The organism is Streptomyces sp. NPDC059355, from assembly GCF_042752335.1.
GTDB lineage: Bacteria > Actinomycetota > Actinomycetes > Streptomycetales > Streptomycetaceae > Streptomyces.
In genome coordinates, this window is record NZ_JBHYXN010000049.1 from 1 (window position 1) to 22,614 (window position 22,614).

18 protein-coding genes, 3 tRNA genes and 2 pseudogenes are annotated in these 22,614 nt (G+C 71.8%); 13 read left to right on the forward strand and 10 right to left on the reverse strand.

Going from position 1 to position 22,614, the window contains the following annotated elements; genetic code table 11:
• The 5 genes and pseudogenes from ACFXGI_RS32525 to ACFXGI_RS32545 form a co-directional block, all read left to right on the forward strand.
• Positions 1–779, forward strand: a pseudogene (locus ACFXGI_RS32525) (DNA polymerase III subunit gamma and tau); the annotation flags it as partial.
• Between the two features lie 60 nt (positions 780–839).
• The gene (gene purD / locus ACFXGI_RS32530) at positions 840–2,093 is read left to right on the forward strand and encodes a phosphoribosylamine--glycine ligase (RefSeq protein WP_384714582.1); all 1,254 of its coding nucleotides are present in this window, start codon (positions 840–842) and stop codon (positions 2,091–2,093) included.
• Positions 2,094–2,382: 289 nt separating this feature from the next.
• Positions 2,383–4,008, forward strand: a complete 1,626-nt coding sequence (locus ACFXGI_RS32535) for a hypothetical protein (RefSeq protein ID WP_384714584.1) — start codon at positions 2,383–2,385, stop codon at positions 4,006–4,008.
• A gap of 191 nt (positions 4,009–4,199) precedes the next feature.
• Positions 4,200–5,696 carry a N,N-dimethylformamidase beta subunit family domain-containing protein gene (locus ACFXGI_RS32540; protein WP_384714587.1) on the forward strand — a complete coding sequence of 499 codons (1,497 nt, stop codon included), beginning with the start codon at positions 4,200–4,202 and terminating at the stop codon, positions 5,694–5,696.
• Between the two features lie 85 nt (positions 5,697–5,781).
• Entirely contained in the window at positions 5,782–6,684 is a 903-nt protein-coding gene (locus tag ACFXGI_RS32545) for a phosphoribosylaminoimidazolesuccinocarboxamide synthase (protein ID WP_384714590.1), read from the forward strand.
• Positions 6,685–6,796: 112 nt separating this feature from the next.
• Here the strand turns inward: ACFXGI_RS32545 and ACFXGI_RS32550 are convergent.
• From ACFXGI_RS32550 to ACFXGI_RS32575, 6 genes are all read right to left on the reverse strand, one after another.
• A tRNA-Gly gene (locus ACFXGI_RS32550) sits at positions 6,797–6,872 on the reverse strand.
• A gap of 24 nt (positions 6,873–6,896) precedes the next feature.
• Positions 6,897–7,508 carry a response regulator gene (locus ACFXGI_RS32555; RefSeq protein ID WP_384714593.1) on the reverse strand — a complete coding sequence of 204 codons (612 nt, stop codon included), beginning with the start codon at positions 7,506–7,508 and terminating at the stop codon, positions 6,897–6,899.
• Entirely contained in the window at positions 7,505–8,731 is a 1,227-nt protein-coding gene (locus ACFXGI_RS32560) for a sensor histidine kinase (protein ID WP_384714596.1), read from the reverse strand. The genes ACFXGI_RS32555 and ACFXGI_RS32560 overlap by 4 nt, the downstream gene beginning before the upstream one ends.
• Positions 8,732–8,802: 71 nt before the next feature.
• A tRNA-Gly gene (locus ACFXGI_RS32565) sits at positions 8,803–8,875 on the reverse strand.
• A gap of 80 nt (positions 8,876–8,955) precedes the next feature.
• Positions 8,956–9,027, reverse strand: a tRNA-Gly gene (locus tag ACFXGI_RS32570).
• Positions 9,028–9,176: 149 nt separating this feature from the next.
• Entirely contained in the window at positions 9,177–9,494 is a 318-nt protein-coding gene (locus ACFXGI_RS32575) for an Lsr2 family protein (RefSeq protein WP_384714599.1), read from the reverse strand.
• Between the two features lie 323 nt (positions 9,495–9,817).
• Between ACFXGI_RS32575 and purS the strand changes: the two genes are divergently transcribed.
• The 5 genes from purS to ACFXGI_RS32600 all read left to right on the forward strand — a co-directional run bounded on the left by purS (position 9,818) and on the right by ACFXGI_RS32600 (position 14,813).
• Positions 9,818–10,069: a phosphoribosylformylglycinamidine synthase subunit PurS gene (purS, locus tag ACFXGI_RS32580; protein ID WP_008740952.1), complete on the forward strand. Its 252-nt coding sequence runs from the start codon at positions 9,818–9,820 to the stop codon at positions 10,067–10,069.
• Between the two features lie 2 nt (positions 10,070–10,071).
• Positions 10,072–10,776: a phosphoribosylformylglycinamidine synthase subunit PurQ gene (gene purQ, locus ACFXGI_RS32585; RefSeq protein WP_384714602.1), complete on the forward strand. Its 705-nt coding sequence runs from the start codon at positions 10,072–10,074 to the stop codon at positions 10,774–10,776.
• Positions 10,773–13,022 (forward strand): phosphoribosylformylglycinamidine synthase subunit PurL, encoded by a 2,250-nt coding sequence (gene purL, locus ACFXGI_RS32590; RefSeq protein WP_384714605.1) that lies wholly within the window; start codon positions 10,773–10,775, stop codon positions 13,020–13,022. Before purQ ends, purL begins: the two co-directional genes overlap by 4 nt.
• A 146-nt stretch (positions 13,023–13,168) precedes the next feature.
• Positions 13,169–13,960 (forward strand): sterol carrier family protein, encoded by a 792-nt coding sequence (locus ACFXGI_RS32595; RefSeq protein WP_384714608.1) that lies wholly within the window; start codon positions 13,169–13,171, stop codon positions 13,958–13,960.
• A 46-nt stretch (positions 13,961–14,006) separates the two neighbouring features.
• Positions 14,007–14,813 carry an META domain-containing protein gene (locus ACFXGI_RS32600; RefSeq protein WP_384714610.1) on the forward strand — a complete coding sequence of 269 codons (807 nt, stop codon included), beginning with the start codon at positions 14,007–14,009 and terminating at the stop codon, positions 14,811–14,813.
• 21 nt (positions 14,814–14,834) lie between these two features.
• On the opposite strand, the pseudogene ACFXGI_RS32605 reads toward ACFXGI_RS32600, so the two are convergent.
• Both ACFXGI_RS32605 and ACFXGI_RS32610 read right to left on the reverse strand, forming a co-directional pair.
• Positions 14,835–16,258 (reverse strand): annotated as a pseudogene (locus ACFXGI_RS32605) (sulfatase-like hydrolase/transferase).
• Positions 16,259–16,373: 115 nt separating this feature from the next.
• Positions 16,374–16,469, reverse strand: a complete 96-nt coding sequence (locus ACFXGI_RS32610; RefSeq protein ID WP_350325720.1) for a putative leader peptide — start codon at positions 16,467–16,469, stop codon at positions 16,374–16,376.
• A gap of 147 nt (positions 16,470–16,616) precedes the next feature.
• Here ACFXGI_RS32610 and purF point away from each other — a divergent pair, with 147 nt between their 5' ends.
• Together purF and purM are read left to right on the forward strand one after the other, a co-directional pair.
• On the forward strand, positions 16,617–18,134 hold the full coding sequence (purF, locus tag ACFXGI_RS32615) for an amidophosphoribosyltransferase (RefSeq protein WP_384714613.1): 1,518 nt from the start codon (positions 16,617–16,619) through the stop codon (positions 18,132–18,134).
• A gap of 108 nt (positions 18,135–18,242) precedes the next feature.
• A complete protein-coding gene (gene purM / locus ACFXGI_RS32620; protein WP_384714616.1) occupies positions 18,243–19,313 on the forward strand; it encodes a phosphoribosylformylglycinamidine cyclo-ligase in 1,071 nt (356 codons plus the stop codon).
• 90 nt (positions 19,314–19,403) lie between these two features.
• Here the strand turns inward: purM and ACFXGI_RS32625 are convergent, their stop codons facing one another.
• Together ACFXGI_RS32625 and ACFXGI_RS32630 are read right to left on the reverse strand one after the other, a co-directional pair.
• A complete protein-coding gene (locus ACFXGI_RS32625; protein ID WP_030857985.1) occupies positions 19,404–19,670 on the reverse strand; it encodes a DUF3073 domain-containing protein in 267 nt (88 codons plus the stop codon).
• Positions 19,671–19,951: 281 nt separating this feature from the next.
• On the reverse strand, positions 19,952–21,064 hold the full coding sequence (locus ACFXGI_RS32630; protein WP_384714619.1) for a Leu/Phe/Val dehydrogenase: 1,113 nt from the start codon (positions 21,062–21,064) through the stop codon (positions 19,952–19,954).
• A gap of 240 nt (positions 21,065–21,304) precedes the next feature.
• Between ACFXGI_RS32630 and ACFXGI_RS32635 the strand changes: the two genes are divergently transcribed.
• Positions 21,305–22,159 carry a hypothetical protein gene (locus ACFXGI_RS32635; protein WP_384714622.1) on the forward strand — a complete coding sequence of 285 codons (855 nt, stop codon included), beginning with the start codon at positions 21,305–21,307 and terminating at the stop codon, positions 22,157–22,159.
• The last annotated feature ends 455 nt before the right edge of the window (positions 22,160–22,614 follow it).

The window sequence follows — 22,614 nt, forward strand, 5'->3', positions numbered from 1 at the left end:
GGGCCGCGCAGCCCGGTGGCGGAGCCGCCCCCGGCGCCTGGCCCGGAGCCGCCGCCCCGGCTTCCGCGGCACCCGCCGCCGGGGCCTGGCCCAGCGCCGCCGCTCCCGGTTCGGGCCAGGCCGCCGCGGCCGCGCCGGCCCCGGCTCCGGCCGCCCCGGCCCCCGCGGCCGTGGCCGCTCCCGCCGCCGCCCCCTCGCCCGGCATGGCCGCCGGCGCCGGGCAGGTCCAGGCGATGTGGCCCGGGGTCCTCGAGGCCGTCAAGAACCGCCGCCGCTTCACCTGGATCCTGCTCAGCCAGAACGCCCAGGTCACCGGCTTCGACGGGACCACCTTGCAGCTGGGCTTCCCCAACCCCGGAGCACGCGACAACTTCGCGAGCAGCGGCAGCGAGGACGTGCTCAAGGCGGTCCTCGCCGAGCAGTTCCAGGTCAACTGGAAGATCGACGCCGTGGTCGGCGGGGGCGGCGGCCAGCCCGCACCGTCCCCGTCCGCGTATGCGGCCCCGCCCGCCTACAACCCGGCTCCCGCCGCCCCGGCCCCCGCCCAGCAGCCGGGTCCCGCCGCGCAGCAGCAGCCGTACCAGCCGCCGCAGCACCCGGCCCAGCAGGGCGGTTCCGCGCCGCAGCCCCCCGTACGGCAGGCGCCCCCGCCCGTCGCGCCCGAGGACGACGTACCGGAGGAGGACGATCCGGACCTGGTCGACAGCGCCCTGACCGGACACGACCTCATCGTGCGCGAGCTCGGAGCCACCGTTATAGAGGAATACACAAACGAGTAGGGCCGTCTCATTGGGTGGCCGCACGAAGGGCATCCCGCCGCGCGGGCTAGGCTGCAGGGCGTGAAGGTCCTCGTCATCGGCGGCGGCGCCCGCGAACATGCCCTGTGCCGCTCTCTGTCCCTCGACCCCGACGTCAACGCGCTGTACTGCGCTCCCGGCAACGCCGGCATCGCCGAGGTGGCGGAGCTGCGCCCGGTCGACGCCCTCGACGGCGCGGCCGTGGCCCGCCTCGCCACCGAACTCGGAGCCGACCTGGTCGTCGTCGGCCCGGAGGCGCCCCTGGTCGCCGGCGTCTCCGACGCCGTCCGCGCCGCGGGCATCCCCGTCTTCGGCCCGTCCGCGGAAGCGGCGCAGCTGGAGGGCTCCAAGGCGTTCGCCAAGGACGTGATGGCCGCGGCCGACGTCCCGACCGCCCGCAGCTACGTGTGCACAACCCCCGAGGAGGTGGACACGGCCCTCGACGCCTTCGGCGCCCCGTACGTCGTCAAGGACGACGGCCTGGCCGCCGGCAAGGGCGTCGTGGTCACGGAGGACCGGGCCGCCGCCCGCGCGCACGCGCTCGGCTGCGACCGCGTCGTCATCGAGGAGTACCTCGACGGCCCCGAGGTCTCCCTCTTCGCCATCACCGACGGCGTCACCGTGCTGCCGCTCCAGCCCGCGCAGGACTTCAAGCGCGCGCTCGACGGCGACGAGGGCCCCAACACCGGCGGCATGGGCGCGTACTCGCCACTGCCCTGGGCCGACCCGAAGCTGGTCGAGGAGGTCATGGAGACCGTCCTCCAGCCGACCGTGGACGAGCTGCGCCACCGCGGCACCCCGTTCTCCGGGCTGCTGTACGCCGGCCTCGCGATCACCTCGCGCGGCGTCCGCGTCATCGAGTTCAACGCCCGCTTCGGCGACCCCGAGACCCAGGTCGTCCTGGCCCGGCTGCGCACCCCGCTCGCTGGCGTGCTGCTGCACGCCGCCAACGGCACCCTGGACGCCGAGCCGCCGCTGCGCTGGAGCGCGGACGCGGCCGTGACCGTCGTCATCGCCTCCCACAACTACCCGGAGACCCCGCGCACCGGGGACCCGATCGAGGGCCTGGCCGAGGTGGCCGCCGAGGACGGTCCCGACGCGTACGTCCTGCACGCCGGGACCCGGCGCGAGGGCGAGGCGGTCGTCAGCGCGGGCGGCCGCGTGCTGTCGGTGACGGCGACCGGTTCCGATCTGGCACAGGCTCGCGAGAAGGCGTATAAGGCCGTCGCGCGGATCCGGCTGGACGGCTCCCAGCACCGTACGGACATCGCCGCCAAGGCGGCCGAAGGCCGCTGAGCAGCGGGGCATCCGTCACGCGGGCTCGGTGCGCACCCAGGTGCGCCCGGGCCCGCGCGCGTGTCCGCGTACGAGTGCATCCGGCCGCGTTCGAACGCAGCCACCTTTGCCCAAAGCCATTCCATCGGGTGATGGTCACCCGGTCCGGCTGACTGCCGGTCGCTCCCCAACTAGGGTCCGATGCCAAGCATTCCGGCACTTGGCCCACCGGCATTGCGATGTCAGTGGCGGGTGTCACAGTGGGGGAGTGAGCAAAACCGCCGCAGGGCAGAGGGGGTGAGGTCCGGCCGTGTCCGGAACGGGTTCGATCGTGGAAGGGGGCGCGCCGTCCGCGCGTTCCCGGGCCCTGGCCGTGCTGCGCGTGCGCAGCAGGGCACTGGCCCTCGGGGTGCTGCCCGCCGCCCTCGCGGTGGTGCTGCTGAGCGCCCGGATGACGGGCCGGCTGGCCGGTGATCCCTGGCCGGTGGTGACGCTCGTCGTGTGTGTCGTCGCCGTACTGGTGCTGCTCGTCGGCGGGGTGTTCGCCGCGGTGGTGCTGCGGGCGAGCCCGGCCGTGACGCCGACGGTGCCGCTGCCGGAGTCCGCCGCGCCCGACCTGTACCGGATGGTGCGGGATCTGGCCGACCGGATGGACGTGCCGGCGCCCTCGGCGATAGCCCTGACGCCGGACTGCGACAGCTGGCTGGAGGACCGTACGCACGCGGCCCACCGGCGCAGCGGCATATCGGGCGGGCGCGAGACGGAGCCGGGTGCGGCTCCCGTCCTGGTGATCGGCTCGCCGTTCCTCTGGTGGATGCGGGTCGCCGAACTGCGGGCGGTCCTGGCGCCGGTCGTCGCCGGTACGGGCCCTTCGGCCCATCCGGACATAGCCGACGCCCGGGGCTTCGTACGCGGGCTCGACGCCGCCGCGGACGTGGGCAGCAGGCCCGGCCTCGGCTGGATCGGGCGCCCGGCCCGGCTGCTGCTGAGGCTGTGCCAGACGGACGCCGCCGAGATGGAGCGCGGGGTCGCGGCCGCCGCCTCGGACCGTGCACAGGGTGTGGACTACGGGCTGCGCATCGTCGCCCAGGAGCAGGTCGGCCTGGCCTACGCGGGCTGGGACCGGCTGTTGACCAGGGTCGCGCTGCCCGCGTGGCGGATGGGCCGCTGGCCGGCGCACCTCGACGCCGGGGTGGTCTCCGCGCTGACCGAGCTGTCCCGGCGGGACCGGCTGGCCGACGGGTTCACCTCGCGGCTCGGCGAGCGGCCCGCGTGCGACCTGCTGGAGCGGCCCGGAGTGATCGACGAGGCGGCTTCGCTGCTCGCCGCCCGGCTGTTCCACGGTGGTCCGGCCGAGGCCGGCCCGGACTGGTCGCCGGTGGACTGGGCGGCGTATCCGGAGGAGGTCGTGGACCGCAAATGGCGTGCGGAGGCGGCCCGGCTGCACGCGGCGCTGGACGCCCTCGCCGTCCCGGCCGGCCCGGGGCCGACGCTGGACCGGGTGCTGGGCTATCTCACGGACGCCGCCGGAGAGGGCGCGGCCGGAGAGGCGCTGGCCGGCCGGCTCAGCGGTGACCTGGCCAGGGAGGAACGTTCCGCGGGCGCGGGCGCGGGCGGCGCCGGCGCCGGCGCCCGCGCCGGAGCGGCGCGCGGGGCTGACACCGTGCCGCTGTTCCCGCTCCAGCCGCCCCGCAGCGGGCGGGATCTGCTCGCCGACCACGTCACGGCGATGGTGTGCGCCGCGGCCGTCGACTCGGCCGATGCCGCGCCCGGGCTGGACTGGCTGGACGGCCCGGTCCTCCTGGTCGGCGGCGAACGGCGCGCGGACCTGGCCCCCCGGGTGCTCACCCTGGTGGAGGACGGGGACCCGGAGCCCCTGCGCGACTGGCTCACGGAGCTCGGCGTACGCCCGGAGAAGCCGGTCCGCCTCGTCTGACGGCGCGGGCGACCGCCTCCTTCGCCGGTCCGGGCCCGGCGGACCCCGCACTCCGCGCTCCGGATATGGCGAACGGTGACGGAATGAGTGCGTTATGTGATGTGCTGGGACCGGTAGCGGTTCGATGTCCCGAAACCGTGCCGTACCGGTGTGTTCAGAGACCGTTCGGGGGAGCGAGGGAGGGGAGCGGTATGGGTGGTGCGGACCAGATCCGGCGTTGGGAGTCAGGTGCGCTCGCGCACGCGGTGAACGATCCCTTCGGCCAGGGCCCGCTGCCGTGGTTCCGCGGCAGCGAGCTGTACTTCGACGACACCGGGCACGTCGTGCCCTGGTACGTGGACCCCGCGCTCGCCGACCCCGCGCTCGCCCCCGGACGGATCCCCCGCGCCCGCGGCAACGGCGGCCCGCGCACCGCCGACGACGTGCACCGGCAGATCAAGGGCTTCGCCTCCACCGGGGCCGTCACCCCCGGCGAGGCCATCGACTTCCACATCACCGTGGACCCGCCCCAGCAGTTCTCCGTCGACGTCTACCGCATCGGCCACTACGGCGGCGACGGCGCCTCCAAGATCACCACGAGCCCCCGGCTCTCGGGCATCGTCCAGCCGGCCCCCCTCACCGCCGACCGCACCGTCTCCTGCCACCACTGGTGGCTCTCCTGGAGGCTCCAGGTCCCCTCCTACTGGAGCGTCGGCGCGTACGTAGCCGTCCTCACCACCGCCGACGGGTACCGGTCCCACATCCCCTTCACCGTCCGCGACGACCACCCCGCCGACCTGCTCCTGCTGCTGCCCGACATCACCTGGCAGGCCTACAACCTCTACCCCGAGGACGGGCGGACCGGCGCGAGCCTCTACCACGCCTGGGACGAGGAGGGCCGGCTGCTCGGCGAGCAGGACGCGGCCGTCACGGTCTCCTTCGACCGGCCCTACGCGGGGGCCGGCCTGCCCCTGCACGTGGGCCACGCCTACGACTTCATCCGCTGGGCCGAGCGCTACGGCTACGACCTCGCCTACGCCGACACCCGCGATCTGCACGCCGGCCGCGTCGACCCGACCCGCTACCGCGGCCTGGTCTTCCCCGGCCACGACGAGTACTGGTCGGCCCCCATGCGCCGCACCGTCGAGCGCGCCCGCGACCACGGCACCTCGCTGGTCTTCCTCTCCGCCAACACCATGTACTGGCAGGTCGAGCTGGCCCCCTCCCCCTCCGGGGTCGACGACCGGCTCCTCACCTGCCGAAAACGCCGCGGCCCCGGCCGCCCCAGCCTCTGGCGCGAGGTCGACCGCCCGGAGCAGCAGCTGCTCGGCATCCAGTACGCGGGGCGGGTCCCCGAGGCCGCGCCCCTGATCGTGCGCAATGCCACGCACTGGCTCTGGGACTCCACCGGCGCCGCCGAGAACGACGAGCTCCCCGGCCTGGTCGCCGGCGAGGCCGACCGGTACTTCCCGCGCACCCAGCTCCCCGAGCACCAGGACCGGATCCTGCTCGCGCACTCCCCGTACCGCGACGGCGAGGGCGCGAAGCGCCACCAGGAGACCTCCCTGTACCGGGCCCCGAGCGGCGCCCTGGTCTTCGCGTCGGGCACCTTCGCCTGGTCCCCGGCCCTGGACCGCCCCGGCCACGTCGACGAACGGGTCCAGCGGGCCACCGCCAATCTCCTCGACCGGATCTGCAAGCGGGACTGAGCGGGGCCGGACACCCCCGGAGCCGGGCACGGCCCCCGGTACGGGAGAATGGGGCTGCGCTCGTACAGAACCACAGGGAGACCCCGTGTCCGGATTCGTCGAAAAGCCCGAGCCGGTTCAGGTGCCCGGCCTCGTCCACCTCCACACCGGCAAGGTGCGCGACCTCTACCGTGACGGCGACGGCAACCTCGTCATGGTCGCCAGCGACCGGATGTCCGCGTACGACTGGGTGCTCCCCACCGAGATCCCGGACAAGGGCCGCGTCCTGACCCAGCTCTCGCTCTGGTGGTTCGACCAGCTGAGCGACCTCGTCCCGAACCACGTGATCGGCACCGACCTGCCCGAGGGCGCCCCCGCCGACTGGGCCGGCCGCACGCTGATCTGCAAGAGCCTCGACATGGTCCCGGTCGAGTGCGTGGCCCGCGGCTACCTCACCGGTTCCGGCCTCGCCGAGTACGAGAAGACCCGTACGGTCTGCGGACTTGCCCTCCCCGAGGGGCTCGTGGACGGCTCCGAGCTGCCCGCCCCGATCTTCACGCCGGCCGCCAAGGCCGCCGTCGGCGAGCACGACGAGAACGTCTCGTACGAGGAGGTCGCGCGCACCACCGGCGCCGAGACGGCCGCACTGCTGCGCCAGACCACCCTGGCCGTGTACGGCCGGGCCCGGGACATCGCCCGCGAGCGCGGGATCATCCTGGCGGACACCAAGTTCGAGTTCGGCTTCGACAAGGAGGGCACCCTCGTCGCCGGCGACGAGGTGCTGACGCCGGACTCCTCCCGCTTCTGGCCGGCCGACCAGTGGAAGCCGGGCCGCGCGCAGCCCTCCTTCGACAAGCAGTTCGTCCGCGACTGGCTCACCTCCCCCGCCTCCGGCTGGGACCGTACGGGCGAACTCCCGCCGCCGGCACTCCCGCAGGAGGTCGCCGAGCAGACCAGCGCCAAGTACATCGAGGCGTACGAGCGCCTCACCGGCCTCGGCTGGGCCTGACGCCCGGTGTCCCAGGCCCGGACCAGGCCTGGGACACCGGCGTGGGACACGGCTCCGGCCCCGGCCTGAGAGACGAAGAAGCCCCCGGTCACAGGACCGGGGGCTTCTTCGATGGAGCGGACAACGCGACTCGAACGCGCGACATCCACCTTGGCAAGGTGGTGCTCTACCAACTGAGCTATGTCCGCAGGTGCGCCGTAACGCGAGACCTACTATACCCAACCCCGCTCGCGTGCGAGACGCACTGCCGTGTGCCGGTTCTCGGCGCCCAGCTTCGTCGCCGCCGACGACAGGTAGTTCCGTACGGTCCCCGGCGAGAGCGAGGCCCGCTCGGCGATCTCCGCGATCGGCGCCCCGTCCCCCGCGAGTTCCAGCACCTCCGCCTCGCGCGCGGTCAGCGGGGAGTCCCCCGCGCTGATCGCGTCGGCCGCCAACTCGGGGTCCACATAGCGCCCTCCGGCGTGCACGGTCCGGATCAGCTCGGCCAGCCGCTGCGCCGACACCGTCTTCGGCGTGAAGGCGCGCACCCCTGCCGCGAGGGCCCGCTTCAGGTGCCCGGGACGCCCGTGGCTCGTCACGATCATCGTCTTGCAGTCGGGGAGTTCGGCCCGCAGCGATGTGGCCACGCTCACACCGTCCGCCCCCGGCATCTGCAGGTCCAGCACCGCCACGTCCGGCCGGTGGGCGCGCGCCATCGCGAGGGCCTCCGGCCCCGAGGCCGCCTCCGCGACGACCAGCAGGTCGTCCTCCAGGGCCAGCAGCGCGGCGAGCGCGCCGCGGATCAGGTGCTCGTCGTCGGCCAGCAGTACGCGTACGGGGCTCATGCCCGCGCCTCCAGTCCTCGCAGCCGTCCGCCCGGGATCCGGGCCAGCAGCCGGAACCGGCCGCCGCCGACCGGGCCGGCCTCCAAGGTGCCGTCCAGGGCCGCGAGCCGCTCCCGCAGGCCCGCGAGGCCGGAGCCCGGCGGTCCGGCCGGCACCTCGGGGGCCCCGTCGTTCTCCACCACCAGCGTCAGCGCGCCCTCGTCGGGCGCCGTGAGCCGGATCACGCAGCTGCGCGCGTCCCCGTGCCGCAGGACGTTGGTGGTGGCCTCCCGGACCACCCAGCCCAGCGCCGACTGCACGTCGGGGCGCAGCACACCGCCCGCCTCGACCTCGACGCGGCAGTCCATCCCGGCCGCGCTGAGCACCCCGCGCGCGCCTTCGAGTTCCACGGTGAGATCCGCCTCGCGGTAGCCGCGTACGACGTCGCGCACCTCGCGCTGCGACTCGCTGGCGATCCGCTGGACCTCGATCATCTGGTCCACGGCCTCGGGGCGTTCGCGCCGGGCCAGCTGGACGGCCAGCTCGCTCTTGAGCGCGATCACCGCGAGGTTGCGGCCCATCACGTCGTGCAGGTCCCGTCCGAAGCGCAGCCGCTCCTGGGCGACGGCGAGCTGCGCCTGGAGCTCCCGGGCCCGGTCGAGCTCGTAGACCGTCTTCAGCAGCCAGGAGGAGAAGCCGCAGGCCAGGACGAGCAGGCCGCAGGTGAGGAAGACGCCGACCCCGTAGCCGGCCGCCTCTGCGACAGGGTGTCCCACCGCCAGGGCCACGGCAGCCGCCGAGGTGCCCGCGGCCGGTGCCACGCAGAGCATGTGCCGGACCCGTGTCAGGGCCAGCGTCAGCGAACCCGATGCGAACGCGACCGTGTTGACCACGAGGGCGGGGGCGACGCCCGCGTGGGAGAGGGCGCCGCCCGAGCGCAGGACCAGTACGGCGACCGCCAGCGATGCGGTCAGCACGGCGACGGTCACCGCCAGGCGTACGGGCCGCTCGCGGCGGCCGAGCACCCAGTCCAAGGCCTTGGAGGACAGCACTCCGCACAGCGCGATCTGCGCGCACAGGGGCAGGAGCAGGGCGCCGCTGACGGCTCCGAGGCCCTCGGGGGCGAGGCCGAAGAGCACCGAGAGGGATTCGAGGAGGACGAACAGGTGGAACGACCAGCGGGTGTAGAGCTCGATCTTGGCCGCACTGCTGCGGTTCCTCCACCACCCCGTCAGCTTCGACACGGTCCCAGCCCCCCGGTGAGTAAACGCATACGACAAAGGCCCTGATCAATGATCAGGGCCTTTGCACGCTGAGCGGACGACGCGACTCGAACGCGCGACATCCACCTTGGCAAGGTGGTGCTCTACCAACTGAGCTACGTCCGCATGCTGCCTCGGAATGAATACCGCTGCGATGCGTGCATCACTCTACCCGATCCACCGGAGTGGTCGGTAAAGCGTTGCAGAGCGGGTGACAGGGATCGCACACTGCGCCTTCCCCCTGGAAGGGGGATGTTCTGCTACTGAACTACACCCGCACGACCTTCAGGGCTTTGACCTGCGGCCTCGCCCCTCGGCGTGATCCACACACTAGCGGATCGGAGGGGGTGGATGGCAAATCGGCCCCCGGCAGGCCCCGTTAGCGGACCTCGGCGGGGCCTCCGGCGCGCCGGAGGCCCCGGTGGACTCAGTGGGCCTCGTTGTACGCCGCGTACACCCGCTTCGGGATGCGGCCGCGCGGCGGTACGTCGAGGCTGTTGGACCGGGCCCAGGCACGGACGACCGCCGGGTCCGGGGCCAGCGAGGTGTGCTTGTACGTCTTCCCGGAGCGGGCCTGACGTCGCCCGGCCTCCACGAAGGGCGCGAGGCTCTTCCGCAGTTTCTTTGCGTTGGCCAGATTGAGGTCGATCTCGTAGGACTTACCGTCCAGGCCGAACGTGACCGTTTCCGCCGCTTCTCCGCCGTCGATGTCGTCGGAGATCGTGACTACTACGCGCTGCGCCACGGATATCGGTCCCTTCGTGCGACGCCGCCCACCCATCGGGACGTGCGGTGATGTCGCCTGTGTGGATGTTTCGGAGCAATGCGTGATTCCGCTGGAATCTTGGTGGAATCCTTTGTACCGCGATTCCCATTGCATTGCGAAGCCCAGTTAATTGTCTCCGCGTGTCCCGCCGCAATCCCGGGTGCGTGTTTTTCCGGTGGATTTTGCGAAGCGTTGGTGAAGTCGAAACGGGGGGCCGGATGCGCCCGAAGGATATCTACCCGCGTAGAAATTTCGGCCGGGTACGCTGAGGGAACCGCCTTCGCACCAACCACCCATCGGGAGTGCCAGTGGCACGCGTCGTAGTCGACGTCATGCTCAAGCCGGAGATCCTCGACCCTCAGGGCCAGGCGGTGCAGCGTGCACTGCCGCGCCTGGGCTTCGAGGGCATCGCCGACGTCCGCCAGGGGAAGCGCTTCGAACTGGAAGTGGAGGGACCGGTCGACCAGGCCGCCCTCGACCGCATCCACAAGATGGCCGAAACGTTCCTCGCCAACACCGTCATCGAAGACTTCACCGTGAAGGTCGAGGCCTGACGGTGACCACTCGCATCGGAGTCGTCACGTTCCCCGGAACGCTCGACGACCGTGACTCGCTGCGCGCCGTCCGCCTCGCGGGGGCCGAGCCCGTCTCGCTGTGGCACCGCGACAAGGACCTGCACCAGGTCGACGCGGTCGTCCTCGCGGGCGGCTTCTCCTACGGGGACTACCTGCGCGCCGGAGCCATCTCCCGGTTCTCGCCGGTGATGGAGACCATCATCGAGCAGGCCAAGGCCGGCATGCCGGTCCTCGGCATCTGCAACGGCTTCCAGATCCTCACCGAGGCCCACCTGCTGCCGGGGGCGATGCTCCGGAACAACCACCTGCACTTCGTCTGCCGCGAGCAGAAGCTGCGGGTGGAGAACGCGGAGACCGCGTGGACCGGCGACTACACCGCCGGCCAGGAGATCTCCGTACCGCTCAAGAACATGGACGGCCGGTACGTGGCCGACGAGCACGTGCTCGACGAGCTCGAGGCCGAAGGCCGCGTGGCCTTCCGGTACGCGGCCCACGGCGAAGCCGCCGACGGGTACGGCAACCCGAACGGGTCGCTCCGCGACATCGCCGGCATCACCAACGCCGCGGGCAACGTGGTCGGCCTCATGCCCCACCCCGAGCACGCGGTCGAGCCGCTGATCGGGACGGGCCGCACCGACGGCCTCCCGTTCTTCACCTCGGTCCTGAAGAAGCTGGTCTCCGCATGAGCCTCGACACCGTCAAGAACGCCACCGAGACCCCGGACGCCTCCCAGCCCTGGAAGGAACTCGGCCTCAAGGAGGACGAGTACGCCCGGATCCGGGAGATCCTCGGCCGCCGCCCCACCGGCGCCGAGCTCGCGATGTACTCGGTCATGTGGTCCGAGCACTGCTCGTACAAGAGCAGCAAGGTCCACCTGAAGCAGTTCGGCGAGAAGGTCCCCCAGAACGACGCCATGCTCGTCGGCATCGGCGAGAACGCGGGCGTCGTCGACGTCGGCCAGGGGTACGCGGTCACCTTCAAGGTCGAGTCGCACAACCACCCCAGCTACATCGAGCCCTACCAGGGCGCGGCCACCGGCGTCGGCGGCATCGTCCGCGACATCCTCGCCATGGGCGCCCGCCCGGTCGCGGTCGTCGACCCCCTGCGCTTCGGCGCGGCCGACCACCCCGACACCAAGCGCGTCCTGCCGGGCGTGGTCGCGGGCATCGGCGGCTACGGCAACTGCCTGGGCCTGCCGAACATCGGCGGCGAGGTCGTCTTCGACGCCTGCTACCAGGGCAACCCGCTGGTCAACGCCGGCTGCATCGGCGTGATGAAGCACGAGGACATCCACCTCGCCAAGGCCTCCGGCCCCGGCAACAAGGTCATCCTGTACGGCGCCCGCACGGGCGGCGACGGCATCGGCGGCGTCTCGGTCCTCGCGTCCGAGACCTTCGACGACAGCAAGCCCACCAAGCGCCCCGCGGTGCAGGTCGGCGACCCCTTCCAGGAGAAGCTCCTCATCGAGTGCACCCTGGAGATCTTCAAGGAGAAGCTGGTCGCGGGCATCCAGGACCTCGGCGGCGCCGGGCTCTCCTGCGCCACGTCCGAGCTGGCCTCCGCCGGTTCCGGCGGCATGCGCGTCGAGCTGGACACCGTCCCGCTGCGCGACGCGACGCTCTCGCCCGAGGAAATCCTCATGAGCGAGTCGCAGGAGCGCATGTGCGCGATCGTCGAGCCGCAGTACGTGGACCGCTTCATGGAGATCTGCGAGAAGTGGGACGTCATCGCCACCGTCATCGGTGAGGTGACCGACGGCGAGCGCCTGGAGATCTTCTGGCACGGCGAGCAGATCGTGGACGTGCCCCCGGGCACCGTCGCCCACGAGGGCCCGGTCTACCACCGCCCGTACGCGCGCCCTGAGTGGCAGGACGCCCTCCAGGCCGACGACGCGGGCAAGCTGCCCCGGCCGCAGACCTCCGAGGAGCTCCGCGCGCAGGTCCTGGCGCTGGTCTCGTCCCCGAACCAGGCCTCGAAGTCCTGGGTCACGGACCAGTACGACCGCTTCGTCCAGGGCAACACGGTGCTCTCGCAGCCCGAGGACGCCGGCATGGTCCGCATCGACGAGGAGACCAACCTCGGCGTGGCCATGGCCACCGACGGCAACGGCCGCTTCGCGAAGCTCGACCCGTACACGGGTGCGCAGCTCGCGCTGGCGGAGGCGTACCGCAACGTCGCCGCGACCGGCGCCAAGCCGCTCGCCATCTCCGACTGCCTGAACTTCGGCTCGCCCGAGGACCCGGGCGTCATGTGGCAGTTCGCCGAGGCCACCCGCGGTCTCGCGGACGGCTGCCTGGAGCTGGGCACCCCGGTGACCGGCGGCAACGTCTCGCTGTACAACCAGACCGGTGAGACCGCGATCCACCCGACCCCGGTCGTGGCGGTCCTCGGTGTGATCGACGACGTCAACCGGCGCACGCCGATGGCGTTCGCGGAGGCCGGCCAGCTGCTGTACCTGCTGGGCGACACGGCCGAGGAGTTCGGCGGCTCGGCCTGGTCCCAGGTCGTCCACGACCACCTCGGCGGCATGCCGCCCAAGGTGGACCTGGGCCGCGAGAAGCTGCTCGGCGAGATCCTGATCTCGGCGTCCCGCGACGGCATGGTCGACGCGGCGCACGACCTGTCCGACGGCGGCGTGATCCAGGCGCTCACCGAGTCCTGCCTGCGCGGCGGCAACGGTGCGCGGATCGTGGTGCCCGAGGGCCTGGACGCCTTCACCTTCCTGTTCTCCGAGTCCGCGGGCCGGGCCATCGTGGCCGTCCCGCGCAGCGAGGAGCTCCGCTTCACCGACATGTGCGGTGCGCGGGGCCTGCCGGCCACCCGCATCGGCGTGGTGGACGGCGAGGAGATCGAGATCCAGGGCGAGTTCACCATCCCGCTCGCGGAACTGCGTACCGCGCACGAGACGACGATCCCGGCGCTGCTCGCCTGATCCCGCGCTCGTTCCCGAGCCCCCGTCCGGAGTCTTCGAGTCCTCCGGGCGGGGGCTCGGGCGTTGTCCGCTGCGTCCGGTGCGTCCGGTGCCGTCCGGTGTTGCGCGCCCGGTCCGTTGTCCGCCCCGGCGGATAGGGTCGGGCCATGCCACCCGCCAAGAAGAGGGCGCGTACCTACGACGCCGTGAAGATCCGGGCCGCGGTCGCCGCGCAGTTCGGGCATGTGGGCGATGCCGTACGGGAGTTGGGCGAGGAGGAACTCGCGCGGCCCAGCGGGGTCGGGGAGTGGAGCGTCGCCGAACTCGCCGCGCACATCGCGTGGATCGCGCACTCGCTGGCCGCCGGGCTGGCCCGGCCCCCGGCCGCCGTACCGGAACTGACGGCCGTCGAGTGGCCCTTCGCCACCGCGTCGCTCGCCGGGAAGATCGCGGAGGCGGCCAAGGAGACCCTGGGCGGCGCCCCGCTGCCCGAGCTGTACGAGCGCGCCGGCGCCCGCATGGCCGAGGAGCTGGACGCGAACCCGGGCAGCCGGGTGATGGACCTGTGGATCGGGGACATGACCCTGGCCGACTTCCTGGTCACCCGGACCGTGGAGCTGGTGGTCCACACCGACGACCTCAACCGGGCGCTCGGGGCGGAGATCCCGATCGAGAGGCAGGCCCTGGCGGCCTGTACGCGGCTGCTCGCCGACGCCCTCGCGCTGAAGGCGCCGGGCGGCTCGGTGGAGGTACGGATCCCACCGTTCGCGGTGGTCCAGTGCATCGAGGGGCCCCGGCACACCCGCGGCACCCCGCCGAACGTGGTGGAGACGGATCCGCTGACCTGGATCCGGCTGGCCACGGGGCGTACGGACTGGGCCGCGGCCGTGGAGGACGCGCAGGTCAGGGCCAGTGGCGAGCGGGCCGACCTGTCGGCGCTGCTCCCGGTCATGAGCTGAGATGCCCGGCGTGGAACCGGCGCCGCGCGGGATCCGTCCCAGGGGCATGCGCACCTCCCGGCACGTCCCCGCCTCCGCGGGCGTGGCCCTCGTACTCGCGCTCGCCCTGGCCGCCTGCGGCCGGGCCGAGGGCGGTGGGAGCGCCACGCTCCCCGATCCCGTGGGTTCCTGGACCGTCGAGTCCCTGACCACGGGCGGCCGGACCCTGCACGCGCCCGACACCGCCCGCCTCGCGATCGGCCCGGACCAGGTCAAGGGGAACTACGGCTGCAACGGCTTCTCGGCGGCGGTGGCCTTCTCCGGAACCTCGGCGGTGACCGTCACACCCGGTGCCACGAGCCTGATGGCCTGCGCGGACATGGAGTTCGAGACGGCCTTCGCCAAGCTGTTCCGGGGGAGGCTGACCATCGACCGGGGGCCCGACCGGCTCACCCTGAAGACCGCCGACGGGAGCACCATCGCCATGACCTCGACGCCCGCGGAATCGGACGCTCCACTCACCACGACCCACTGGACCGTGGAGGCCCTGGTGAGCGCGGGGACCGTGGCCTCCCTGCCCGCCGAGGCCGCGGGGAAGGCGCAGTTCACCATCGCCGCGGACTCCGCGGTGAGCGGCAGCCTCGGCTGCAACCGGTTCAGTGCCAAGGCCACCGTCGAGGGCTCCTCGGTCGTCTTCGGGCCGCTCACCTCGACCCGGATGGCCTGCGAAGGCCCGGTGGGCGAAGTGGAGCGGACCCTGACCGGTCTCTTCGGCAGCGGCCCGCTCACCGCGAAGGTCGAGGGCCGGACCCTCACTCTCACCGCGTCCGACGGCAAGGGCCTGGTCGCGAAGGCGGCATCGGCCGCGGAATGACCCGCCCGCCTGCAGATCTCGTCAGCCCGGGTACGGCAGCAGCCCCGCGTCCACCTTCTCCCAGGCCGCACGCAGCTCCGCCAGCCGGGCCGGCTCCAGGGCCGCCTTGTCGGCCTGTTCGCGGATGTCCCCGGCCAGGTCGAACAGCTGGTCCTTGCCCGTCTTGCCGCGGTAGTACTTCCAGTCCCCGCGGCGCAGGGCCCGCTCCCCGCGCACCCGCCAGAACAGGTTCCGCTCCGCGGTCTTCTCGCCGCGCAGCAGGTATCCGGCCAGGCTCACCCCGTCCAGCGGGTGGGCCGGGTCCGGCCGGGTCCCGGCCAGCTCCAGCAGGGTCGCCGTCCAGTCCGGGGTGAACACCGGGACCCGGCTGACCTGGCCGCCGTCGATCCGGGCGGGCCAGCGCACGATGTTCGGAACCCGGATCCCGCCCTCCTGGAGGGAGGCCTTGTTGCCGGAGAGCGGCCAGTTGTAGGAGAAGCGCTCGCCGCCGTTGTCGCTGGAGAAGAAGACCAGGGTGTCGTCTTCCTGGCCGGAACGCTTGAGGGCCTTCAGGACCTCGCCGACCGAGCGGTCGAGGTCCTCGACCATCTGCTTGTACTTCTCGACGGAGCCGCCGTCCTGGTGCCACAGGGCCCGCGCGTCGCCCGCCTTGATCCGCCGCTCGACCTCGGCGCTCGCCGCGGTGTCCCCGTCGGCGATCCACGGCCAGTGCGGGGTGGTGAAGTTGAGGTTCAGCAGCCAGGGCTTGCCGTGGTGGTCGCGGGAGACGTACTCGCTCGCGCGCTCGGTCAGGATCCGCGTGTAGTAGCGCAGGTCCTTGTACTCGGCGTCGCCCTCGTAGAGGTCGTACTCCCCGCCCAGGCCCAGCTTGGAGTAGTACTCCAGGGCCCGCCGAAGTTCCCGAAGAACTCGTCCCAGCCCGACTTGGTGGGGCTGTGGTCGGGCAGGTAGCCGCAGTGCCACTTGCCGATCAGCGCGGTCGCGTAGCCGGAGGCGCGCAGCAGCGAGGCGAGCGTCGGGTGGGTCGGCTCCAGGCCCGCCGACTTGTCGGCGATGGGCTCCGCGAGCCCGCCCGCGGTCCGGCCCGGGTAGCGGCCGGTGTACAGGCTGAACCGGGTCGGGGAGCAGGTGGCGGAGCCGGAGTAGGCGTCGGTGAAGCGGACCCCCTGGCGGGCGAGCCGGTCGAGGTTCGGGGTCTTGATGTGCGGGGAGCCGTACGAGGACAGGTCGGCCCAGCCCAGGTCGTCGCCGAGGATGAACAGGACGTTCGGGCGCCGCGAACGCCGGCCGCGGGCGGCCTGGAACGGACGCTCCTCGGGGCCGGTCCGAGGGGTGCCGGAGGCGGCGGCCGGGCCGGCCCCGAGCCCCACCGCGGCGGCCGCGGCGCTCGCTCCGACGGCACTTCCGAAGGCCCGGCGGGACAGATTGCTGTTGTACGAAGACACGAGAACTCCAAGGCACGGCTCGGCGGCCTCGCCCCGGGCGGGCGCGGGACGGCGCGCGGCACGGCAGGGCGGGGCTCGGCGGAGCGAAAGGGGGAAAGGAGAGGGAGAGTTGTGGCTACGCAGAACAGCGACAGATGGCGCTCGCGACACGGACCAGGTCTACGTGGCGGCGCTCGACGAGGGTGACGGAACGGTCACCGAGAGGCTGCATGAGGCGAGAGCCTGTACGAATACCTTCGTAGATGTCAACAAAGGCTCCGAATAGCGAGACAGAGTCGTACCGTCACCCTCTGTGCTGTGACATTTCCCGGCCATCCCCAATTCGGACCAGTGGTCGATCTCGCCTACACTCGGAAGCGTGCCTCGTGGTGATGGACGACTCAACCACGACCTGCTCCCCGGCGAAAAGGGCCCCCAGGACGCTTGCGGCGTCTTCGGTGTCTGGGCTCCGGGTGAAGAGGTCGCCAAGCTCACCTACTTCGGACTGTATGCGTTGCAGCACCGTGGACAAGAGTCCGCGGGAATCGCTGTGAGCAACGGTTCCCAGATCCTCGTCTTCAAGGACATGGGCCTCGTTTCCCAAGTCTTCGACGAAACCTCTCTCGGCTCGCTCCAGGGTCATATCGCGGTCGGTCACGCCCGCTACTCGACCACCGGAGCCTCCGTCTGGGAGAACGCGCAGCCCACTTTCCGCGCGACCGCCCACGGCTCCATTGCCCTGGGTCACAACGGCAACCTGGTGAACACCGCCGAGCTCGCCGAGATGGTCGCGGACCTCCCCCGTCAGGACGGCCGCGCCACCCAGGTGGCGGCCACCAACGACACCGACCTGGTCACCGCCCTGCTGGCCGGCCAGACGGACGACGACGGCAAGCCCCTGACGATCGAGGAGTCGGCCACCAAGGTCCTCCCGAAGGTCAAGGGCGCCTTCTCGCTCGTGTTCATGGACGAGGGAACCCTCTACACCGCCCGTGACCCGCAGGGCATCCGCCCGCTGGTCCTCGGCCGCCTGGAGCGCGGCTGGGTGGTCGCGAGTGAGACCGCCGCCCTCGACATCTGCGGCGCCAGCTTCGTCCGCGAGGTCGAGCCGGGCGAGCTCATCGCGATCGACGAGAACGGTCTGCGCACCTCTCGCTTCGCGGAAGCAAAGCCCAAGGGCTGTGTCTTCGAGTACGTCTACCTGGCGCGCCCGGACACCGACATCGCCGGCCGGAACGTCTACCTCTCGCGTGTCGAGATGGGCCGGCGCCTGGCCAAGGAAGCCCCTGCCGACGCCGACCTGGTGATAGCGACACCGGAATCCGGCACGCCCGCCGCCGTCGGCTACGCCGAGGCCAGCGGGATCCCGTACGGCTCAGGCCTGGTCAAGAACGCCTACGTGGGCCGGACCTTCATCCAGCCCTCGCAGACGATCCGCCAGCTGGGCATCCGGCTGAAGCTGAACCCCCTCAAGGAAGTCATCCGGGGCAAGCGCCTGGTGGTCGTCGACGACTCGATCGTCCGCGGCAACACCCAGCGCGCCCTGGTCAAGATGCTCCGCGAGGCCGGCGCGGCCGAGGTCCACATCCGGATCTCCTCGCCGCCGGTGAAGTGGCCGTGCTTCTTCGGCATCGACTTCGCCACCCGGGCCGAGCTGATCGCCAACGGCATGACGGTCGACGAGATCGCCACGTCGCTCGGCGCGGACTCGCTCTCGTACATCTCGCTCGACTCGATGATCGAGGCGACGACCATCCAGAAGCCCAACCTCTGCCGTGCCTGCTTCGACGGCGAGTACCCCATGGAGCTGCCCGACCCGCAGCTCCTGGGCAAGCAGCTCCTGGAGAGCGAGCTGGCCGGCGGCACCGACGCCGCCGACGCGCTCCGGCGCCCGTAGCGCCGCGACCCGCGACCCCGGCTCCACCTGCGCCGGGCCCTGTCTTTACGAGTGCTTCTCCCAGGGCCCGGCACCACCCGCAGTAACGACACGAAAGCTCTCCCTGTCATGACAGAGAAGACCACCGGTGCCAGCTACGCAGCCGCGGGCGTGGACATCGAAGCCGGAGACCGCGCGGTCGAACTGATGAAGGAGTGGGTGAAGAAGACGCAGCGCCCCGAGGTCCTCGGCGGCCTCGGCGGATTCGCCGGCCTCTTCGATGCCTCCGCCCTCAAGCGCTACGAGCGCCCGCTGCTGGCCTCCGCGACCGACGGCGTCGGCACCAAGGTGGACATCGCGCGCCAGCTCGGCGTGTACGACACCATCGGCCACGACCTCGTCGCGATGGTCATGGACGACATCGTCGTCTGCGGCGCCGAGCCGCTCTTCATGACCGACTACATCTGCGTGGGCAAAGTTCACCCCGAGCGTGTCGCGGCGATCGTCAAGGGCATCGCCGAGGGCTGCGTCCTCGCCGGCTGCGCCCTGGTGGGCGGCGAGACCGCCGAACACCCGGGTCTGCTGGGCCCGGACGACTTCGACGTGGCGGGCGCCGGCACCGGTGTCGTCGAGTACGACCGCCTCCTCGGCGCGGATCGCATCCGTACGGGTGACGCCGTCATCGCGATGGCATCGTCCGGCCTTCACTCGAACGGGTACTCGCTGGTCCGGCACGTCCTTTTCGACCGCGCCGGCATGTCGCTCGACCAGCACGTGGAGGAGCTCGGCCGGACCCTCGGCGAGGAGCTCCTGGAGCCCACCAAGATCTACTCGCTGGACTGCATGGCTCTCACCCGTACGGCCGAGGTCCACGCCTACTCGCACATCACCGGCGGCGGACTCGCGGCGAACCTGGCCCGGGTCATCCCGGACCACCTGCACGCCACGGTCGACCGCTCGACCTGGACCCCCGGCGCGATCTTCGACCTGGTCGGCAAGGCCGGTCAGGTGGAGCAGCTGGAGCTGGAGAAGACCCTGAACATGGGCGTCGGCATGATGGCCGTGATCCCGCAGGAGTCGGTGGACGTGGCGCTGACCGCGCTTGCCGACCGGGGCGTGGACGCCTGGGTCGCGGGAGAGATCCTGGACCGGGAGGACCGCACCGAGGGCGCGACCCTGACCGGTTCCTACGCGAGCTGAGACGGCCGGGGCAACACTGAAACCCGGTCCGGGGCGAGGCCCCGGACCGGGTTTCAGTGTTTGTTGCCTTCGTGTAGACGCGAAAAAGCGTCAAGCGCCGCGACGCTGTGCCGACGGACCGGACTCGTCGTCCTCGTCGTCGTCATCGCTGTTGTACAGATCCGCGTACTTGGCGTACGGGTCGTCGTCGTCATCCAGATCGTCATCGACTTCGACCGGCTCGCTGACAGGCAGCAGCGGATCCGTCGGCGATGCGCCCAGCTCATTGGCCAGACGCGAGAGGTCAGTCCCGCCGCTGTTGTACTTCAGCTGGCGGGCGACCTTTGTCTGCTTGGCCTTGGCCCGGCCGCGCCCCATGGCTCGACCCCCTCGGTGACGGGGCTCGACGGCCCCAGAGTCTGACACGCGTTCATGGTTCGGAGCGGGCTCTCCGTGGAGAGACCGTCCGTAGGGGTTTAACGGTACCTGCTTCCGCGGCCATACGGTACGCCGCCCGCATGACGTGCCCCGAAGCAGAACCAATGAGGCGCCCCGTCCTCGCTGGTCAGCTGCGATTTTAACCCGTTCCTGGCGGGCGACCCGCCGAAGTGCAGTGAGTTCCGTCTCGCCGCAACCCCGGCGGGCGCACGCAGGGGGTGTTACAGGGCCGCTGACAAGCCCTTCGCGGCCTTCGCCGCGCGGGCGTCCGCCATCCGCTGCTCGGCGATCCGGTCGGCCGCAGCGGCCGGCGGGATGCCGTCCGCCTTCGCACGAGCGAAGATCTCCAGCGTGGTGTCGAAGATCTTCGTGGCCTTCGCCTTGCAGCGGTCGAAGTCGAAGCCGTGCAGCTCGTCGGCGACCTGGATGACCCCGCCCGCGTTCACCACGTAGTCGGGCGCGTAGAGGATCCCGCGGTCCGCGAGGTCCTTCTCCACGCCCGGGTGGGCGAGCTGGTTGTTCGCGGCGCCGCACACGACCTTGGCGGTCAGGGCCGGTACCGACTCGTCGTTCAGCGCGCCGCCGAGGGCACAGGGGGCGTAGATGTCCAGGCCCTCGGTGCGGATCAGCGCGTTCGTGTCGGCCGCGACGGAGACCTGCGGGTGCTTGTCGAGGACGCGGCGCAGGGACTCCTCGCGCACGTCCGTGATCACGACCTCGGCGCCGTCCTCCAGGAGGTGCTCGACCAGGTAGTGGCCGACCTTGCCGACGCCGGCCACGGCGACCTTGCGGCCGCGCAGCGTCGGGTCGCCCCACAGGTGCTGGGCGCTGGCCCGCATGCCCTGGAAGACGCCGAAGGCGGTGAGGACCGAGGAGTCGCCGGCGCCGCCGTTCTCGGGGGAGCGGCCGGTCGCCCAGCGGGTCTCGCGGGCCACGACGTCCATGTCCGCCACGTACGTGCCGACGTCGCAGGCCGTGACGTAGCGGCCGCCGAGGGACTCCACGAACCGGCCGTAGGCCAGCAGCAGTTCTTCGGACTTCAGTACGTCGGGGTCGCCGATGATGACGGCCTTGCCGCCGCCGAGGTCGAGACCGGCGAGGGCGTTCTTGTACGACATGCCGCGCGAGAGGTTCAGCGCGTCGAGGACGGCTTCCTCGTCCGAGGCGTACGCGTGGAAGCGCGTACCGCCGAGGGCGGGGCCCAGGGCGGTGGAGTGGATCGCGATGACGGCCTTCAGGCCGGAGGCTCGGTCCTGGCACAGCACGACTTGCTCGTGGCCGCCCTGTTCCGTGCGGAACAGGGTGTGCAGGACGCCGTCGGTCATTTCGGTCACGGTGGTGACTCCCATGGAAGAGATGCGGCGGAATGACGCCCGCCCTGCGGGTGGGGGAGGGCGTGCTGGGAGCAGAGTAAGACCTGCGGGCCGTGCGCAGGTGACCTGTCCGGAGATCGGAACACTCCCGGGGTGCGGGGGCCTCCCGCGGCGGGCCCGCCACGAGCCCGCCGGGCGCCCGGTGCCGGGTCGGCGGGCGCCCGGCGAGTAGCCACCGGCGGGGCGGGGGAGTACGAGAGCGTGAGCGAATCCCCCGACCCCAAGCTGCCCGCGGCGCGCTCGGCGCCGACCGTCCCGTACGCCTCCTACCTGCGCGTCTACGAGCCCCTGGTGGCCTTCGCGGAGCCGGAGCGCACGCACTGGGCCTCGTACGCGCGGCGCGGGGTGGTGGCGACGGCCCAGGACGAACTGCGACGCTCCCTCTCCGATTTGGTCCGGGTCCCGGTGGTCGGGGTGCCGGCGCACGAGAGCGCGGACGCCTTCACGGCGGAGGTGGACGGGGTGCTGCTGGTCTGCCCGTGGCGGACCAGACTGCGCGGCTGGCTGGCGCTCCAGGAGCTCGTCGACCAGTTCCCGCTCCCGGTGCTGGACGCGGCCCTCCCGCCGGGCGCGCGGCGGCGTGCGACGGAGGAGTACGAGCGCTGGCGCGAGCGGAACCCGGACGCGCGCCCGTGGATCCGTACCGGGGTGTGGCAGGTGCCGCTGCGCTGGTTCGTGCTGGTGGCCGACGACGAGCGGGAGTACCTGCCGGGCGAGCGGATGCGCTACCGGACGCCGATGGTGCAGGCCCGGCGGCGGCTCGCCCGGGCGCTGCGCATCCTGCGGGAGGCCGAGGGGTACGCGGGGCTCGCGGAGGGGCTGGTGGACGTCGGCAGCTGGCTGGAGGAGTTCCACCCGCGCTCGATGGTCGAGCTGGACTACGGGGGCCTGGTGCACGCCCTGCCGGCGGACCGGCTGCGCACCGACCGGTCGGCCCGGGACGTGGCGGCGGGGATCGCGGCGCTGCGGGCCGGGGACGAGGCGGCGGCGGCGGAGGTGTACGCGGAGCTGGCGGAGCGCTGGCGGGAGGTCCGGGAGAGACTGTTCGCGAACTGACCCCCGAACCGGTCCCCCGAGTTCTTGATCGCGACGCTTTCGGGCCTTAGTTCCAGGACCTACGTCCCGATACGGGCCATTGACTCAAGCGTGACGGACCGCACTATCTACACCCTTGCGCCCTTCCCCTACCCTCGTGCCAAAATAGGACAAGGAGTCCGGGGAGGGTTCCTTCCACCCAACTTTGGGCGGAATGCTCGGCATTGCACTCTACGGGGGGTCCTGATGACTCCTGATCGCTCTGTGACTGATCGTCACAGTGGGGTGACTGTCCGTTATGGGACGGTCCATCGGCTTCCGCCGCTGATGAACACCTCGGAGGGCAATTCCATCGGTTTGGCCGTCACGGCTGGACGGATGGTGTAGTTGTAGTGCCGAGGACAAGCCGTTCGTCCTATAACCGACTCGGCCCGCGTATGTCCATTTCGGGCAACGCGGGCCAAGGTGCAGAATTT